General features: G+C 56.6%; 15 protein-coding genes. 8 read left to right on the top strand and 7 right to left on the bottom strand.

What is annotated here, in order from left to right:
• Nucleotides 1-80: 80 nt before the first annotated feature.
• Nucleotides 81-632 carry a helix-turn-helix domain-containing protein gene (locus CDO73_RS06995; RefSeq protein ID WP_088487799.1) on the bottom strand — a complete coding sequence of 184 codons (552 nt, stop codon included), beginning with the start codon at nt 630-632 and terminating at the stop codon, nt 81-83.
• 189 nt (nt 633-821) lie between these two features.
• Here CDO73_RS06995 and CDO73_RS06990 point away from each other — a divergent pair, with 189 nt between their 5' ends.
• Together CDO73_RS06990 and CDO73_RS06985 are read left to right on the top strand one after the other, a co-directional pair.
• Nucleotides 822-1,610, top strand: a complete 789-nt coding sequence (locus tag CDO73_RS06990) for an SDR family oxidoreductase (RefSeq protein WP_088487798.1) — start codon at nt 822-824, stop codon at nt 1,608-1,610.
• 196 nt (nt 1,611-1,806) lie between these two features.
• Nucleotides 1,807-4,929 (top strand): chitobiase/beta-hexosaminidase C-terminal domain-containing protein, encoded by a 3,123-nt coding sequence (locus CDO73_RS06985; protein ID WP_179218612.1) that lies wholly within the window; start codon nt 1,807-1,809, stop codon nt 4,927-4,929.
• Between the two features lie 167 nt (nt 4,930-5,096).
• On the opposite strand, the gene CDO73_RS27150 is transcribed toward CDO73_RS06985, so the two are convergent.
• The 3 genes from CDO73_RS27150 to CDO73_RS06970 all read right to left on the bottom strand — a co-directional run bounded on the left by CDO73_RS27150 (nt 5,097) and on the right by CDO73_RS06970 (nt 6,599).
• Nucleotides 5,097-5,729 (bottom strand): DUF2538 family protein, encoded by a 633-nt coding sequence (locus CDO73_RS27150; RefSeq protein ID WP_256972595.1) that lies wholly within the window; start codon nt 5,727-5,729, stop codon nt 5,097-5,099.
• A gap of 88 nt (nt 5,730-5,817) precedes the next feature.
• Entirely contained in the window at nt 5,818-6,192 is a 375-nt protein-coding gene (locus CDO73_RS06975) for a hypothetical protein (RefSeq protein WP_143536090.1), read from the bottom strand.
• Nucleotides 6,193-6,221: 29 nt separating this feature from the next.
• Nucleotides 6,222-6,599, bottom strand: a complete 378-nt coding sequence (locus tag CDO73_RS06970; RefSeq protein ID WP_143536089.1) for a hypothetical protein — start codon at nt 6,597-6,599, stop codon at nt 6,222-6,224.
• A 261-nt stretch (nt 6,600-6,860) separates the two neighbouring features.
• On the opposite strand from CDO73_RS06970, the gene CDO73_RS06965 reads away from it, so the two are divergent.
• Nucleotides 6,861-8,354: an MDR family MFS transporter gene (locus CDO73_RS06965; RefSeq protein WP_088487794.1), complete on the top strand. Its 1,494-nt coding sequence runs from the start codon at nt 6,861-6,863 to the stop codon at nt 8,352-8,354.
• 139 nt (nt 8,355-8,493) lie between these two features.
• On the opposite strand, the gene CDO73_RS06960 is transcribed toward CDO73_RS06965, so the two are convergent.
• The 3 genes from CDO73_RS06960 to CDO73_RS06950 form a co-directional block, all read right to left on the bottom strand.
• A complete protein-coding gene (locus CDO73_RS06960) occupies nt 8,494-9,060 on the bottom strand; it encodes a flavin reductase family protein (RefSeq protein WP_088487793.1) in 567 nt (188 codons plus the stop codon).
• Between the two features lie 85 nt (nt 9,061-9,145).
• Nucleotides 9,146-9,499, bottom strand: a complete 354-nt coding sequence (locus CDO73_RS06955) for a hypothetical protein (RefSeq protein ID WP_088487792.1) — start codon at nt 9,497-9,499, stop codon at nt 9,146-9,148.
• The gene (locus CDO73_RS06950; RefSeq protein WP_088487791.1) at nt 9,490-11,166 is read right to left on the bottom strand and encodes a DUF6138 family protein; all 1,677 of its coding nucleotides are present in this window, start codon (nt 11,164-11,166) and stop codon (nt 9,490-9,492) included. Before CDO73_RS06950 ends, CDO73_RS06955 begins: the two co-directional genes overlap by 10 nt.
• Before the next feature lie 283 nt (nt 11,167-11,449).
• Here CDO73_RS06950 and CDO73_RS06945 point away from each other — a divergent pair, with 283 nt between their 5' ends.
• From CDO73_RS06945 to CDO73_RS06925, 5 genes are all read left to right on the top strand, one after another.
• On the top strand, nt 11,450-12,490 hold the full coding sequence (locus CDO73_RS06945; protein ID WP_088487790.1) for an SMI1/KNR4 family protein: 1,041 nt from the start codon (nt 11,450-11,452) through the stop codon (nt 12,488-12,490).
• Between the two features lie 84 nt (nt 12,491-12,574).
• Nucleotides 12,575-13,306: an alpha/beta hydrolase gene (locus tag CDO73_RS06940; protein WP_088487789.1), complete on the top strand. Its 732-nt coding sequence runs from the start codon at nt 12,575-12,577 to the stop codon at nt 13,304-13,306.
• Nucleotides 13,307-13,425: 119 nt separating this feature from the next.
• A complete protein-coding gene (locus CDO73_RS06935) occupies nt 13,426-14,070 on the top strand; it encodes a hypothetical protein (protein WP_143536088.1) in 645 nt (214 codons plus the stop codon).
• A 153-nt stretch (nt 14,071-14,223) separates the two neighbouring features.
• Nucleotides 14,224-15,258 carry an SPFH domain-containing protein gene (locus CDO73_RS06930; protein ID WP_088487787.1) on the top strand — a complete coding sequence of 345 codons (1,035 nt, stop codon included), beginning with the start codon at nt 14,224-14,226 and terminating at the stop codon, nt 15,256-15,258.
• Nucleotides 15,255-16,256 (top strand): diacylglycerol kinase catalytic domain-containing protein, encoded by a 1,002-nt coding sequence (locus CDO73_RS06925; protein ID WP_256972594.1) that lies wholly within the window; start codon nt 15,255-15,257, stop codon nt 16,254-16,256. The genes CDO73_RS06930 and CDO73_RS06925 overlap by 4 nt, the downstream gene beginning before the upstream one ends.
• The last annotated feature ends 54 nt before the right edge of the window (nt 16,257-16,310 follow it).

Here is a 16,310-nt window from a genome sequence, read left to right as displayed (position 1 = left end):
GAAAAAGCCGTTCCCGCCCGAACGATCTTCGGCTGCGGAACGGCTTTTTCGGTCGGATGCTTCGCTGCTGTCGTCAATAATCAGATCGGTTCCGCTTCGCGAGGACTGTCGGTGTATACCGAGATCAAGATCACGGCCGGCTCGCTGCCCGAGTTCCAGACCCGGTGAGGCACGGCCGCGTTCCAACTGAACGTGTCGCCTTCGCCGAGCTCGTAGACGTCTTCGCCTTGCTGCGCCGTGACGGTTCCGCGCACGACCAAGTGAATTTCTTCGCCTTCGTGGGCATGAGGAAGTTCTCCCGATGCCGCGCCGGGGGCCAATTCGGCGAGCGTCATCCGTAGATGCGGGGTCCGTCCGATATGCGACAGACCGACATGCCGCGCCCCGGCAGAAGTCGGGATGCGATCTTGTTTGCGAACCACCTGCATGCGTTCTTCTTTGCGAAGAAGGAGATAGGTCAGCGGAACGTCAAGCGCCTCGGCGATTTGCTCCAGCGTAGAGATTGAAGGAGACGTTTTGTCGTTTTCCAATTGGCTCATGAAGCCTTGGGACAGACCGGTAGCCGCACAGATCGAAGCGATGGTGATTCCTTTGCGTTTGCGGATGGTCCGGATGTTCGAACCCAGTTCCATCTTCATCGCTCCTTTCGCGTATGGATTGAATGAGTTGACCTTTTGTTTCATTATCCTATCAAGTTTCTTGCTTGTTTGCCAGAGGATCGTCGTCTCGGATCGGCGAATGCGAAGGACGAGCGTAATACGGGTATACAATAAAGAAAGAAACGGATGAAAAAGAAGCGAACGGAAAGGAAGGGTTCGATCATGGATCTGGGATTGAAAGGGAAATCGGCTTTTGTGGCTGCCGGAAGCAAAGGGCTGGGACGCGCGACCGCGCTCGAATTGGCCAAAGAAGGAGCGAACGTGACGATCGCGAGCCGCAGCGCGGAACATCTGTCCGAAGCCAAGCGGGCGATCGGGGAAGCGACGGGCGCCGAAGTCGCGACGGCGGTCATGGACGCGAGCAAGGAAGAAGAGATTCGCCGCGCGATCGAAGAAGCCGCAGAGCGCTTCGGCGGCTTGGACGTGCTGATCTGCAACGCCGGCGGTCCGCCGGGAGGACGTTTCGACGAGATGACGGACGAAGATTGGCAGAAAGCGTTCGAGCTGAACCTGTTAAGCACGATCCGAATGATTCGCGAGGCGCTTCCGCATATGCGCAAAGCCGGCGGCGGCCGGATCGTCAACCTGACGTCGACTTCGATCAAGCAGCCGATCGACGGATTGATCTTGTCCAACGTGCTGCGCGCGGGCGTCAATGCGCTGACGAAGACGCTGGCGACGGAGCTTGCTCCGGACGGGATTCTGATCAATACGGTCGCGCCGGGCCGGATCTTGACCGATCGGATTCGCGAACTGGACGAAGGTCGTGCCCGGAAGACCGGACAATCTGCCGAAGAAATACGCGCGGACAACGAAAAGCAGATTCCGCTGGGCCGGTTGGGACAGCCCGACGAATTCGGCCGAATCGCCGCTTTTTACGCTTCTTTTGCCAATACGTACGCGACCGGTCAAGCGATTCTGGTCGACGGAGGCAGCGTCAAAGCGCTGTAAAAGGCGTCGAATGAATTCGAAGCGGCTGCGAACTCGAAAGTTCGCGGCCGCTTTTTGCTGTTTTTCCGATCTCCATTTTTTTCAAGTAAATCGGCGTATCTTTCAAGTTGATAACGCTTACATTCTGATACCTTAAATGCGAAAGGAGAAAATATGTTATCATGCCCAAGAAACCGATCGAAAAAGGAGAGAGAATATGCAGAAAAGAAAGCATTCCCGGCTTCGCCGGACCGGACGTTCGTCGCTGATTGCGCTGCTCGGCTTATCCCTTGCCTTTCCCGTATGGGCTCGGCCCGACGCCGTTTCGGCAGCTTCCGCGAGAACGATCGAAATCGATGCCGGTCAGGTGATCAGCCAAGATTTTCTGGGCGTCGGCGTCAATTTGATGCCGCAATCGCTGATGGCCAAGACTCTTAGTTACGGCTATTCGGACGCGCATTGGGAAGTGGACCGCAAAAGAATCTTGACGGCCCAGCCCAAAGTAGCGAGGGTCTGGTTCCAGATCGACTGGATGGAGCCGCAAAAAGGGCAGTACGATTGGGAAAGCGAAGAGATGCAAGCCGTTTACGCGTATCTTGACGCCTTCAAGGAAGCGGGAACCGAAGTGGAACTGAATTTCGGTTGGAAAGTCGGCAGCCAAGCTCAGGCTTGGTTCGGCATTCCCGGACAGGAGCCGACGACGAGCGCGCCGGCCGATCTCGACGCTTACGGGCGTTCCGCGTCCGCGCTGCTGAGCGAACTGCTGGACGAACGCGGTTACGATAACGTCAAATACTTAACGTTTTACAACGAGCCGAACGGAAGTTGGGATTTCGAAGCGCCCGGCGACCAGAAAGCGTATTACGCGCAGATGGCGACCAAAGTCAGCCAGCAGCTCGAGCAGGACGGCCTGCGCGACCGGATTCAGATCTGGGGACCGGAAGAAGTCGACGCGCCGGCGTGGACGGCTTATATGGAGCAGAACGCGGGAGAACATTTCGACGCGTACAGTTTCCACGTCTACGGCGCGGGATACGACACGTTGGACGACGCGATCAAGCTGCGCACGGACGTCGCCGGCGGCAAACCGGTGCATCTGACGGAGTTCGGCTGGCGTTACGACGATATCAGCGGTTGGGACGCGGGCTTCGCGAACAACGTGATTCAAGCGGCCGATTCCGGAGCCAGCTCCGCGCTGGTCTGGCAGATGACGGGGACGTGGACGACCGATCCGCTGGGCGACGTCAACGGCGCTTATACGATGTGGGACTCGAACGTGTTCGGTCTGAAGCCGAACCGGACGTTCTATGCCGCTTCGCTGCTCAGCCGCTACGTGCCCGAGCACAGCACGGTCATCGCGGCGAAGACCGACGCGGACGACGTGCGCGCGGCGGCGTTCAAGACCGCGGACGGCGATTACGCGGTGCTCGTCGAGAGCAAAGGCGGCGAAGCCAAAGAGCTGACGTTCGATTTCGGCGATACGTCGGTGAACAAAACATTCTATAAACACGAATATACCGACGGAGTGCCGCTCGAAGGCAACGCGATCGTGCCGGGCGTCTCGGGCACTTTCCAAGCCGGAAGCTCGTTCGTCGATCCCGCGACGGATTCGGATTATTCGTTCGCGGTCTACACGACCGAAGCGCCGCAGGCGCAGGTTGCCGTTACGCCGGTCGATCCTTACGTGGCGGGCGGAGAGAGCGTGACGCTCGGCGCGAACGTGATCGACGGCAGCGGAGGCGTGACTTGGAGCGTGCTGGGCCAGAACGCCGGTACGATCAACGCGTCCGGCGTCTACACGGCGCCTTCGATCGATACCGAGAAATGGGTCGCGGTTCGCGCGCAGAGCACGAATGATCCCGACGCTTACGGCATCGCGCTGGTTAAAGTCACGCCGAAAAAAGAAAGCGGCCGCGCGGAAGCGCCGAGCTTCAGCTTGAAACACGGCCTCTATCCGTCGGCGGAAGCGGTGCGCCTGCAAAGCGCGACGCCGAACGCTCAGATCCGTTACACGACCGACGGCAGCGAGCCGACGGCTTCGTCTTCGCTGTATAACGGACCGATCCTGCTTCCCGAAGCGACGACTTTGACGCTCAAAGCGAAAGCTTTCGCGTCCGGGCTGCAAGATTCGGCGGTCTCGTCTTCGTTCTACCGCACGAGAAGCATGGCTTCCGGACCGGACGGTTACGCGTTCGCGGGCTACGAAGGCGATACGATCGCGTTCAGCGGAACGAAAAGCGTCGCTTACGGCGCGGACGGACGTTTCGTGTACAAAACGCTGACCGGAGGCGCGACGATAAGCGACGCGACGTTCGGCGGCGACCCGGCTCCGGGCTTCGAGAAACGGGGTTACGTCAGTTCCGCCGTTCCGGCTTCGTATCCGGTCGTAACCGTCATCAACGCGGGCTTCGAACGTCCGGGAACGACGGGCGCTTCCGGCGGGCCGATGAATAACGGCTGGTCGTTCAAGACCGAATCGGGCGTGCAGGCGAATACCAGCCCGTTCCAACCGTCGCCCGCGCCGGAAGGCAAGCAGAGCGGTTATCTCAAGACGACGAACGGCGTCGCGGGCGAGTTCAGCCAATCGGTCTATTTCCCGGCCGGGCGTTACGAATTGACGTTCCAAGCCGCCAAACGGGCGGGCTACGGCGACCAGACGTTCGACGTATGGTTCGATAATGCGAAGATCGGTTCGTACAATATCGCAAGCAGCACGTACGCCGCGTATAACACGGACGCGTTCGAAGCGGCCGAAGGCAAACACCTCATCCGGTTCGTCGCGACCAAGAAGACCGGCGATAACGCCGCGTTTATCGATACCGTAGCGATCGCGCCGACGGACCGAGAACTGCCGGGCACGCCGGTCGGCGGAGCGGAACTGAGCAATTCCGGCTTCGAAACGCCGGTCGTGACGGGAGCGCGTTTCGGCTTTACGGCCGACGGTTGGGCGTTCGACAACCATTCCGGCATCCAACGCAACGGCAAGCCGTTTTATGCGCCGGATGCGCCGGACGGTTCCCAGACCGCTTATCTGAAGACCGATTCGTCGGGAAGCGGAGTCTTCGGACAGAAAACGAACTTCGCGGCCGGCACGTACCGGATCTCGTTCCAAGCTTCGCAGCGCCCGGGGTACGCGGGCATTCAGAAATTCGACTTGTATGTAGGCACGGCCAAAGTCGGATCGTTCCAGCCGGCTTCGGCCGCGTTCGAGCCGCTGCAAACCGAACCTTTCGCGGTAGCGGCGGGCGAACATGAAGTCCGGTTCGTCGCGACCTCGACGAGCGGCGACAACACGGCGTTTATCGACGGGGTGGAGATCGAAGCGGTCGCCGGAGAATGAAGGCCGCATGACGCGGAATAAACGGGCACGTTAAACGAACGGAAAAAGGAGCCTGTTAAAAGGCTCCTCATCGTATCCATGAACCCGACCTCCGTCAGGAGAGTCGGGTTTATTCGGCGTTCCATCCGAAAGTACGCCGAAGCAGGCTCCGGATTTCAGACCTTATCTTACTTGCTGATTCGCTCGATCGCTTCAAGCTCTTTCGCGGAATAATATTTTTTATCGTCTTCGGTTAAATAAAAAGCTTCGGGTTCTTCCGAAACTCTTACGATAATAGATTCAAAATCATGCTCGTGAAATTCGGTATACTTTTCATTGTAAAAATAATCGCTCTGTCTTAAATCGTGACGGATATGATAGGGGTATATCCCGGTTCTAAGATTATCCGTGATTTGTCCTGCTCGCAGCTGCAACGATTGCAAGAATAGTTTATGCGTTTCGTCATCAGCATGATCAAGCCGGCTCATCGAGTCGAGGCAGTGAGAACTGTCCGTAAACCATTCAACCGTCGACCTAACCAATCCTTGATAGGAAACGGGAAGCTGTCCGACGATTTCGGATTCGGGGTGATAACCCTGTTCGTCGTAGTCGTCTTCTCCGATCCATTCGCCCCAGCACCATCCGATCGGCGTTTCGGACTCGCTCCAGTCGACTCTGTCGTAAATTTCGGGACAGGCAGTAACGTAACAAGCCGCCGCATATCGCGGATTGTCGCAAGCATTAAATCTTTGCAAAAGTCGAATATAGTTTGCCCTGTGTTCTTCGGAAGCAAACCAGGCGTTTTCTAAAGTCGTATTCATTATTCATTCACTCCTACTCCAAGCTATCGGCCAAAAAATCGGACTGGACACAGCGACTCTCTTCGTTCGTTAAAGGCTCTTCTTGTTTTTACCGGAACGTATACAAGAAACAGCCGATCGACCCGCCCAGACTCGACAAAGAGGAGATGAGGCCGACGACTGCCGCCGCTCTGCTGCCGGTTTCGTGAATTTTCGCCAGCGAAAAAGCGAATGCGAGCAGGATCGGGACGAGATTGAAGAAAGGGATAGGGCAAAACAAAAGCAGCGCCTCGCCCGGCAGACGACCTTTTTCGACGGAGACAAGAAGCGCAAGAAAGATTAAAGGAGCAGCAAGGCTTAACAGTCCGAACACGGCGCCCAAGTCGGCCAACGGCGACAAAGCGGCCCTTCCCCGCCGCGGCGGCCGGGCCTCCTCTTCAGAGTACAAAGAACGACCGCGAACTTCAAGATCTGTCGGTTTCACGAAAATCATTCCGCCTTCTATGTAAAAGATTACATCCAAGAGAGATAACTGACGAACAATCCCGCCAAAGCAAGCGAGCTGGAGCAGATACCGATGATCGAAATAAGACGCGTGTCGGGATACTTAACGACGGCAAGAGAGAAAGCGAGTCCCAAAGCGGCAAAAACGACATCGCCGATCGTCAAGAGAGGCATAATCAAAAAATCGAAAGCGGCTTTTGCCAGCCAATCATCGGGATCGGCAAGGGTTTCGTTTCTCTCCAGCCAAATGCCAATGAGCAAGATGCAAGCGAGCAGTCCGAAAGCCAGCGCGATCAAGGCGACGGCTTCGTGCGCAGAGTCAAATCTGGTTCTTGAATGCGCAGACGAAGACTTTTCCGGAGGTAGACGCGGTTCGACAGAGAACATGATAAGCCTCCAATAGGTGAAAGATAGCAAGCATCGGCTTGTTTTTTCCATTATACGCGAATGCGCCCAAATCAAAAGTGTCGGATCAGAGACGATAAAAAAGCAAATTCGTCATCGGTATGCCTGTATTGACATAAAATTCTGCTTGACACTGACCGACGAGTCATTTACGCTTGTAAAAGATTTGCTTGAACCGCCTGCATCCTGGGTTACGGCTAGTAGCGGATTTCAACACATAACGAAAAAGGCTGGTGCAAACAAATGAATACGGCAAATACCAAATGGGTCGTAGCCGGGCTGCTGCTGAGCATCTTGATGGCGGCGATGGACAATACGATCGTCGCGACCGCGATGGGGACGATCGTCTCCGATCTCGGCGGATTAAGCCAATTCGTCTGGGTCACGTCCGCTTATATGGTGGCGACTATGGCCGGGATGCCGATCTTCGGCAAACTCTCCGACATGTACGGGCGCAAACGTTTCTTCGTGTTCGGATTGATCATCTTCCTGATCGGTTCCGCGCTGTGCGGATTGGCGCAGACGATGACGCAGCTCAGCTTGTTCCGCGCGATTCAGGGAATCGGAGGCGGGGCGCTGATGCCGATCGCGTTCACGATCATCTTCGATACGTTCCCGCCCGAGAAGCGGGGCAAGATGACGGGCCTGCTCGGCGCGGTATTCGGTCTCTCCAGCGTGCTGGGACCGCTGCTCGGCGCTTACATCACCGATACCATCGGTTGGCACTGGGTCTTCTACGTCAACGTGCCGATCGGGATCGCGGCGCTGATCTTCATTCTTCTGTTCTACAAAGAGTCTTCGGAACACCGTAAACAGCAGATCGACTGGGCCGGCGCGATCACGCTCGTCGTCTCGATCGTCGCGCTCATGTTCGCGCTCGAATTGGGCGGAGAAGACGGTTACGGTTGGGGTTCGCCGAAGATTCTAGGCTTGTTCGCCGTGTTCGCGGTCTTCTTTGCCGCTTTCGTGTTCGCGGAACGCAAAGCGGCCGATCCGATTCTTCCGTTCTGGCTGTTCAAACGCCGTTTGTTCGCTTCCGCGCAAGCGCTGGCTTTCTTGTACGGCGCGACGTTCATTATCCTGACCGTCTATATTCCGCTGTTCGTTCAGGCGGTATACGGCGGTTCGGCGACCAATGCAGGCTTGATTCTGACGCCGATGATGCTCGGTTCGGTTGCCGGCAGCGCGATCGCGGGCATTTTCCAAGCCAAGATTCCGTTCCGCCGCCTGATGACGGTCTCCGTGATCTCGTTCTTCGCCGGCATGGCGCTGCTTGCTTTCATGACGCCGGACACTTCGCGCATTCTGCTGACGATCTATATGATCCTTGCGGGCTTCGGCGTCGGCTTCTCGTTCTCGCTGCTGCCGACGGCTTCGATTCACAATCTGGAGCCGCGCTACCGCGGCACGGCCAACTCGACGAACTCTTTCCTGCGTTCGTTCGGGATGACGCTGGGCATCACGGTCTTCGGCGCGATTCAGAGCAGCGTGCTGGCGAGCCGGTTAAAAGACGCGTTCGCCGGTCAAGAAGGAGCCGCGTCCGGCTTCGGCGGCGATCTGCGCAGCGTCTTCCAATCGGACGTTCGTTCGAAGATCCCGCCGGACGTCCTGAACAAGATCGTCGACGCGATGTCCGATTCGATCACGGCGATGTTCCTGTACGCGCTGGTTCCGATCGCGCTGGCCGCGATCGCCGTCGCTTTCATGGGCAAAGCAAGCGCCAGCTCGAGCGAATAAGATTCGGTTTCGACTCGAAAAACCGCTGCTTCATCCTCGGGATGAAACAGCGGTTTTTGGCATACCCGGCCTGCATGGGAAGCGGAATCCGGACGCCGCCTCCCGTGCGAATCGGAAGCAGATACGATACTCGGAGCGGTTATCGGCGATATTTGTTCCACAATTGCATCCGATCGCGCAGATCGACGTATTCGCCGTCCGCATGGAAAGAACCGTCTCCGTTATGATGCAGCGTCCGGCGTTCTTCGCGATTCGGATCTACCCAGACGTTCAGAGCCCGAAGAATGACGAAACCGTCGTAATCGCCGGACATTCGCCGATCGAAAATCTCGCATTCGATATTGACCATGCATTCCGCGATCAGGGGAGCCCGTACGGATTCGGCGAGAAGCGGGGTCAGGCCGAAACGTTCGAATTTATTGATCCGCCGACCGGAACAGTTTCCGATGTCGACGATGGTCTCGGCCATGTCGAGGGTCGGAACGGCGAGCACGCATTGCCCCGTATCGTGCAGAGCTTCGTAACTGTAGCCGTCCGTACCGATGACCGCGCCGATCAGTCCTCGTTTATTTTCGATGATCATATGAAAACTCAACGACATGACATTGGCGATTCCGTCGAAACTGCGGGTCGCCACCAGCAAGGTCGGCCCGCCTTCCAACAGCCGGTGCATTTGATTCACAGGCAGGTTATCGAAACGATTCATCCAGCATCGCCCCTTCCGTAGGCCGCCGCTAGGCGTCCTTCTTTATTCATGGACGAAGCGCAAGAGAATGAAACGCCGTTCGGCGTCAATTCGGAGGATTCAGCGCGAGCACGCAGATCCGGGCTGCCGAAGGCAGCGGTCGAACCGTCCAGACGCCGAGTTTCGCCAGCAGCACAGCCGACTTGCGCGGATTCGACAAGTCGCTTCCGCCGAAGCTGCCCGAGAGGCCGCCGATCTGGAATCCGAAATCTCCGATCGCGGCCGGAGAGGCTTCCTGCGGCGGCTCCAACCCGTAAGTCTCTTGAAGCCGGCGCTGTTCCTCCGGAGAGATCCGGGTTCCCGACGCGCCGTCGGAAGCCAGAGCGGAAACCGGCGTAAGCGAGAAGACCAGCAGCGCCGAGCAGAGGATCGATAAGGCCTTTTTCTTTTTTATTCGCATAAAGCCATCAAAGCCTCCCGCATTTCCGGATCGGCTTTTTTGGCGCTGCGGAGCAATTTCTCTTCGCCCCCGAACAGCCGGTACAGGATCAGCTCGCGCTCATGCTTCTCCAGAGGCTCCAGTCGACGCTGCAGCATTCGGGCCGAGTCCGGCGTCGCGATCGGATGTTCCTTCAGCGGCCGAGCGCTCTGGCCCCCGCCCAGCAGGATCTCGACGAAAACGGGCATGGTGTTCTCGTCGAGTCCGCGCGCTTCGAAGAAGACGGACGGATAATCGTCATGCGCCGATTGATGCTCCGTGTCCACGAGCCGCATATAACGAATCAGCAGTTCGTCGTATTCCGAGCCGGCAAGACCTAAGCCGAGCACGGCGTAAGTGCCGGGCATCACGGACTTTTCGCCGGGCGAGACGTCGTTGTACCAAGCGAATTCTTCCATCGCGAGCTGCGCGTATTCCGCGATCAGAGGGAAAAGGGCCGGATAATGCAGCGCATTGGCGAAAAAGCGGTGCAGCGGCGATTTGGCGAGCTTTTTGATCGGAAGCAGGCGTTTCTCCGTACTCTTGAGCTTGAGCGAGTAAGAACGGGGGAAACCTTGACGCAGCAGGTCGCGCAGATATTCCAAAGCTTCCCGGTAAGCTTCTTCGTCCTCCGTCTCGAGTTTCAATTCGATCGTTTGCAGCACGTCGTTGGCTTGTCCGCGAAACGAATTGCCTTTGCGCGCGCTTTCGATCATGCCGCTTCCGTTTCGCAAATAACGTTCCGCTTGTTCCGATCCCAGCTCGCGCGCGTAATTCAGATAGTCCGAACGCCGCTCCGGTTCGGACGGTCCGATCTTGAGCGCGACGTAGAGGAACAGTTCCATCGCTTCCGGATCGACTTCCGGACGTTGATCTTCGGGCAGCGGATCGAACTTCCATGAATAATCGTCGTGCGCGCGGCAGTAGATCGGGAGAAAATACTCTTCCGACCATCCGATCAGCGCCCGAACATATTCGCGCCGCCAAGCCGCCAGCCGTTCCGGCTGCGCGCGAAACTTGTTTTCCAGCGCGGCGGACAAAGCTTCGATTCGCCGCGGATCGGGAACGCGGCGGCCTTCCGGCAGGAAATCGGGATTCACGAGCAGCCGGGCGAAAAAGAACCCGTCTTCGGGTTTCGGTCGCGCGGGCGGTTCCGATAAGACTTTGGTTTGAACGAAACGTTCCAGTTCCTCTCGCAGCGCTTCTTTTTTCTGTTCGTCGACCGACGAGGCTTCCAGCTTCAGAGGCGACTCCTCTTCAAACCGCGGGAATTCCAAACGGCATTCGAAGCGGTAATGGAAAAAATGCGGGCCCATCTCGCCGGATCTTCGCAGTTCGTCCAGCCTTTGCAGCAGCGCCGGCCAGAATTCGCGTTCCAGCATCTCGTCCGTCACTTCGTCGATATAAGCACCCAATTCGAAGGTGTACGCGTCGCTTCTCCAAGAGAACGGCTCGTATACGTCGATCGCCAGATCGAGCGGAGGCTTGCCGTATTTCGGAAGCATGCGGGTCATCTTCAGGTAGCGCATGATTCCGTCTTGCAGCTTGCTCCAATCTTTGATGCCGTCGATTCGTTTCTTCTCCTTCCCGTAGATCTCCATAAGCCGCTGCCACGCGTCTTCGAGCAGCCTCTCCGCCAAGACGTTCATTGGGTTCATCCTTTCATTATGTAAAAAATAACCTGAAAAAGAATGCGAAAATAGGTAATTTGGAATTTTGCACAAGTCGCGTTAAAGAGTTACAATCAAGCGGTGGCAGAAACGGGAGCCCATTCCAGCCATTGCTAACGGAAATTATAACATAAGCCGCCCGCAAGCAAGAAGCGAACGGGAACGGCATAGATCGTTTCAGAACCGGACAGGGGACGCGAAGCGGAGAAGACGACTGCACGTTCGCGGTCGGCTGCCCGATCTTGGGGGAGGGGAATACGAAGTGAAGAAGCAGGTTCAATTGGATCGAATCGTTTGGAAGCTGAAAATGGCCGCCCGGCGAGACGAAGCCTTGAAAGAATTCGGCGCGGCCCGGCATGGTTACCGAATGAACGAAACGCTTGACGCGACGCAAATCGCGAGCTTCGAGGCAGCCGCGGGCGTAACGCTGCCGGAAGAATTTTCCGAGTTTTTGCAGGTTGTCGGCAACGGAGGGGCAGGTCCGTATTACGGCGTTACGCCGCTCAAGCTCGGAGAACGCGCGGATCGACTGAGAGCGGATTGTCTGTTGTCTCCGGATATGTCGCAGGCGAGATGGAACGAATTGACGGCTTTTCTGGAAGAAACGGCACTGTCTAGAGCAGAAAAAGAGCAGCGTTTGAACGAGTTGTACGGAGGACTGCTCGAGATCGGCGCGATGGGCTGGACCTTCGAGATGAGGTTGGTATTGACGGGCCGTCATCGCGGTCGAATCGTTTATATTGATCGGACCCATCAGATCCCTTATTTTACATACGAAGCGAATTTTCTGGAGTGGTACGAACGTTGGTTGGACGAGATCATCGGGGGCTACGATACGGGTTGGTTCGCGATGGAACGTTCCGAAGGCGATCGGGGCATGGTGGACTTCTATCTGTCCAGTCTGGAAGAGAAGGTCAAAGTCAGCGCCATTCAAGGCATGCATAAGCTCAAAAAGCTTAAGCCCGAGACGATCGATTTCTTGTCGGAACAGTGCGAAGAGCGTTCGGCGGCCGTAAGGATCGCGGCGCTCGAGGTCCTCTCGCAGAAAGAATACGCGGCGGCGATTCCTTTCTTGGCGCGCGCGCTCGACAGCAAGCTGGCAGAAGAACGGTTGAACGCCGTTCGGCAGATCGGAATCCGCAGCGACGCGGAATTGGCCGCGCTGTTGGAGCGAAGGCTGCCCGAATGCGGAACGCACGCGAGAGAGCTGTTGGAACGCAACGCACGCGACGAGAATGCCGAGATCCGGGAAGAAACGCAGCGCTTGTTAAGCAAATTCAGAGTGAAAGTGAACAAGTCGTGAATATCCCGCTTGCTTTGCTCCTGTCCTTCGATTCGCGTTATAATAACAGGAAGAACGGAATCGAAAAGGACGGGAGAGGATCGTATGGAGGCCTGCCTGCTGATTCACGGTTTTACGGGAGGCGTGCACGAGATGGCGCCGCTTGCCGAGTTTCTGACGATCAAAGGATTTCGGGTCGTGACATTTACGCTTAGCGGGCACGGCGGAAGCCGCCGCGATATGCAGGATGCAGGCAGCCGGGAATGGATCGCGAGCGCGGAAGAAGAGTTGAAGACGCTGCTCGACGAACACGAACAGGTTCATCTGATCGGGTTTTCCACGGGAGCGTTGATCGCGACGAGACTGGCCGCTTTCTACAAAGAGCGGATCGCTTCGTTGACCCTGCTGTCCGCGCCCGTATTTCCGCTTCATCCGCCGGCGATCGCCCGAACGCTGATCCAGCCCAAGATGGTCGGCCGGTACATCCGCAATTTCTTCGCCGTGCCGCCGAAAGCGACCCGGGAGTTCTATCGGATCGTCGACGAGTCGCTCGAATGGTACGAAGACGCGATCGCGCCGGCGCTGGTGGTGCAGGGGGCGAAAGACCATCTGGTCAAGCCGCGCAGCGCGCCTTATCTGCACGAGCATCTGGGTTCCGCTCATAAACGCCTGCTTGTTCTTTCCCGCAGCGGTCATCTGGTCTGCCATTCGGCCGATCAGTTGGAGCTGTTCGACGCGGTACTGGAGCATCTGCTTCAAGTCATGAACGGACGGCCGGTAGGCGAATCGATCCCGACTGCGGCTCCCGATTCGCGCAAGCAGCCCGAGATGATTTGAACGATCGTAGCCTGGCTTGAAACGGAGCGAAGCCGGAGTTTTTGGCGTCGCTCCGTTTTGTGCGTCCGAACGATCGGGAGCGCGAAGAGGGAAATTTTTTTGATGATTACGAAAAGACGGTGAACGAAATCGAAACCTATAACGAACAAGTTTTTTTGAAAAATTCCCAATTGCAGCCGTTGATCGAACGGAATCTGCATGAACTCGAACAGATTCAGATCCGCTGCGAACGCGAAAATCTGGACCGGGCAGAGAGGTTTCACGTGTATGGAGACCAGCATAAAAAGCATATGCAAGCCGTCAAACAGCTGGACGCGGAGAGAGCCGAAAAAGAACTGTTGGATTATATCGCCATAAATCTGAAATCGGGTGAATGGACGCATTATGAATATTGGCTGAGACTTATCGACATTTTCCCTTCGCCGCGTTATATCGAATATTTGGTGGAGATTCTGAACTCGAAGAACAAGGACTACCTGCATTACTGGGCGATCGAGTATATCAAATACATGGAGCCGGAGATTTCCGATCCTTGGCTGCCCGAACTGAAAAAGTTGGCCGATCCGATCAATCCCGATTGGAGTGACGAAGAAGTCAAAAACTATTTCGAAATGCTGGCTTGGATGGACGAAGACGCGGAAGCTTTCTTTTTGACGCTGAAAAACTCCGCGAACCCGAGCGCCTCGCATCATATCAATCTTTGGTTGGAGACGTACGAGGCGGACCGGCAAGAAGACGAGGAAGACCAAAAAACGAATACGTGAGGCCTGAAGATCCGAATATTTTCTGTTCGGATTCTTTTTTTGGTTAATCTTCGTAACTTTTTGTTAATATCATATTGATAATATCAAAAATACATGATATAGTTTCATTAAAGTCAAAACGACAATAACAAAAAAGAAAGCGGGGAACCCCTTATGTTCGGATTCCGTTTTGCCAAATTCCAGCCCAGCGAATACGTGATGAAAATCAAGAACGGACGGGTAGTCAAAGAAGGCGTCGGTCTGGCATTCCATTATTATGCGCCGACCACTTCGGTGGTCGTGGTGCCGGTCTCGTCGATCGACGTGCCGTTCATGTTCGACGAGATGACGAGCGATTACCAGAAGATCACCGTGCAGGGCCAACTGATCTACCGGATCGCCGAATACCGCCGGATGACCGAAGTGCTGAACTACACGTACGATCTGAAAAAGAACCGTTACCTCTCGGACGATCCGGCCCTGCTCAGCCAGCGCGTCGTCAATATCGTCAAAGTGCGGATCAAACGAGGGCTCGCCCGAATGCCGCTTCGCGAAGCGATTCAAGCCAGCGAGACGTTGGCTCAGAACATGCGGCGGGAACTGGCGAACGACGAAGAATTGGCCGCGCTCGGCGTCGAATTGATGGGGCTGTCGATCCTCGCGATCCTGCCGAACAAAGACACGATGCGCGCGCTCGAAGCCAAAGCCCGCGAAGAGATTCTGCAGGATGCGGACGAAGCGTTATACCGCCGCCGCAACGCCTCGATCGAACAAGAACGGGCGGTCAAAGAAAACGAGCTGAACACCGAGATTGCCGTCGAAACGAAAAAGCGTCAGATTCGCGAAACGCAGTTGAACGCCGAACGCGCCGTCAAGCAGAAAAGGCACGAGATGGAAGAAGAACAGCTCCGCTTCGATATCGACATGGAAGGACGCAAGCAGGATCTGATCGGGCTGGAAACGTCCAACCGCAAAACGGCGGCCGACGCGAAAGCTTACGAGCTGACCGTCGTCATGAAATCGCTCGAAAGCGTCGATCCGCAGGTGCTTCAAGCGATGGCGAATATGGACATGAAACCCGATAAGCTGATCGCGCTCGCGTTCCGCGAATTGGCGGACAATGCCGGCAAGATCGGCCAGTTGAATATCACGCCGGACCTGCTGCAAGGCTTGATGGGCGAGCCGGCGAAAGGAGCGGGCCAACGATGAGCTTTTTCGGCAGAGCAACGGGGAATCGGCAGGCGTCGCAAACGAAGGGGCAAGGAGCGGCGGGACCCGAAACGGAAGCGAAGATCATTCTGATCAAACGGCGCACGCGGCTCGAAGAACTCGTGATCCGATACAATACGATTCAGCAGGCGCAATTCTACGTGGAACGGTTGGGCGCGGATTTCGGGGATTATGTCCGCGAAGACCGGGTATATCGCGCGGCGTTGGTCCAGGCTGCGGAATCGCTCGGAACGATCGGACGCGTGCAGGAAGTGGAGCGCGAGCATGTTCCGAATTTCATTTTCGGAGAGCGCGACGTCGTGGTGGTGCTCGGTCAAGACGGATTGGTGGCGAACACGCTGAAATACGCGACCCATCAGCCGCTGATCGGCGTCAATCCCGATCCGCAGCGCTGGGACGGGGCTTTGCTGCCTTTTACGGTCGGCGATCTGCGCGCGGTCGTAGGCGATCTGCTGCAAGGTAAACGGCCGATCAAAGAAGTGCGTCTGGCGCAGGCCGAGCTTAACGACGGGCAGGTATTGTACGCGGTCAACGATCTCTTCATCGGGCGGCGCACCCACGTATCGGCCCGCTACGAATTGAAGCTTAACGAAGCGGCGGAGCAGCAGTCTTCCAGCGGCATTATCGTATCGACGGGCATGGGTTCGACCGGCTGGCTGCGCAGCGTGCTGGCCGGAGCCGCCGGGATCAGCTCCGCCGCCGGAGGCAGCGTTCAAGCCCTTGCGCCGGACGCTTCGTTCGGCTGGGATTCGCCTTATCTGTACTTCAGCGTGCGGGAACCGTATCCGAGCCGTTCCACGTCCGCGAATCTGGTGTTCGGACGGATCGACGAACGCAGTCCGCTGCGGATCGTGTCCCAGATGCCGGAGAGCGGCGTGATCTTCAGCGACGGCGTGGAAGACGATTATCTGGAATTCGGTTCCGGCGTCGAAGCTTCGATCACGGTGGCGGAGCGTCGAGGTAGATTGGCGGTATGATCGACGACATTCGATAAACGTTCTTCGAAATCATCGAAGAGCGTTTTTTGTTTT

Source organism: Saccharibacillus sp. O23 (assembly GCF_002205895.1).
Classification (GTDB): Bacteria; Bacillota; Bacilli; order Paenibacillales; family Paenibacillaceae; genus Saccharibacillus.
Note: the sequence above shows the minus strand (reverse complement) of the source record. Positions and strands in the feature narration are given on the sequence as shown.

Coding starts and splice junctions, on each gene's coding strand:
- CDO73_RS06995 (WP_088487799.1), bottom strand. CDS start 632: ATGGAACTGGGTTCGAACATCCGGACCATCCGCAAACGCAAAGGAATC.
- CDO73_RS06990 (WP_088487798.1), top strand. CDS start 822: ATGGATCTGGGATTGAAAGGGAAATCGGCTTTTGTGGCTGCCGGAAGC.
- CDO73_RS06985 (WP_179218612.1), top strand. CDS start 1,807: ATGCAGAAAAGAAAGCATTCCCGGCTTCGCCGGACCGGACGTTCGTCG.
- CDO73_RS27150 (WP_256972595.1), bottom strand. CDS start 5,729: ATGAATACGACTTTAGAAAACGCCTGGTTTGCTTCCGAAGAACACAGG.
- CDO73_RS06970 (WP_143536089.1), bottom strand. CDS start 6,599: ATGTTCTCTGTCGAACCGCGTCTACCTCCGGAAAAGTCTTCGTCTGCG.
- CDO73_RS06965 (WP_088487794.1), top strand. CDS start 6,861: ATGAATACGGCAAATACCAAATGGGTCGTAGCCGGGCTGCTGCTGAGC.
- CDO73_RS06960 (WP_088487793.1), bottom strand. CDS start 9,060: ATGAATCGTTTCGATAACCTGCCTGTGAATCAAATGCACCGGCTGTTG.
- CDO73_RS06955 (WP_088487792.1), bottom strand. CDS start 9,499: ATGCGAATAAAAAAGAAAAAGGCCTTATCGATCCTCTGCTCGGCGCTG.
- CDO73_RS06950 (WP_088487791.1), bottom strand. CDS start 11,166: ATGAACGTCTTGGCGGAGAGGCTGCTCGAAGACGCGTGGCAGCGGCTT.
- CDO73_RS06940 (WP_088487789.1), top strand. CDS start 12,575: ATGGAGGCCTGCCTGCTGATTCACGGTTTTACGGGAGGCGTGCACGAG.
- CDO73_RS06930 (WP_088487787.1), top strand. CDS start 14,224: ATGTTCGGATTCCGTTTTGCCAAATTCCAGCCCAGCGAATACGTGATG.
- CDO73_RS06925 (WP_256972594.1), top strand. CDS start 15,255: ATGAGCTTTTTCGGCAGAGCAACGGGGAATCGGCAGGCGTCGCAAACG.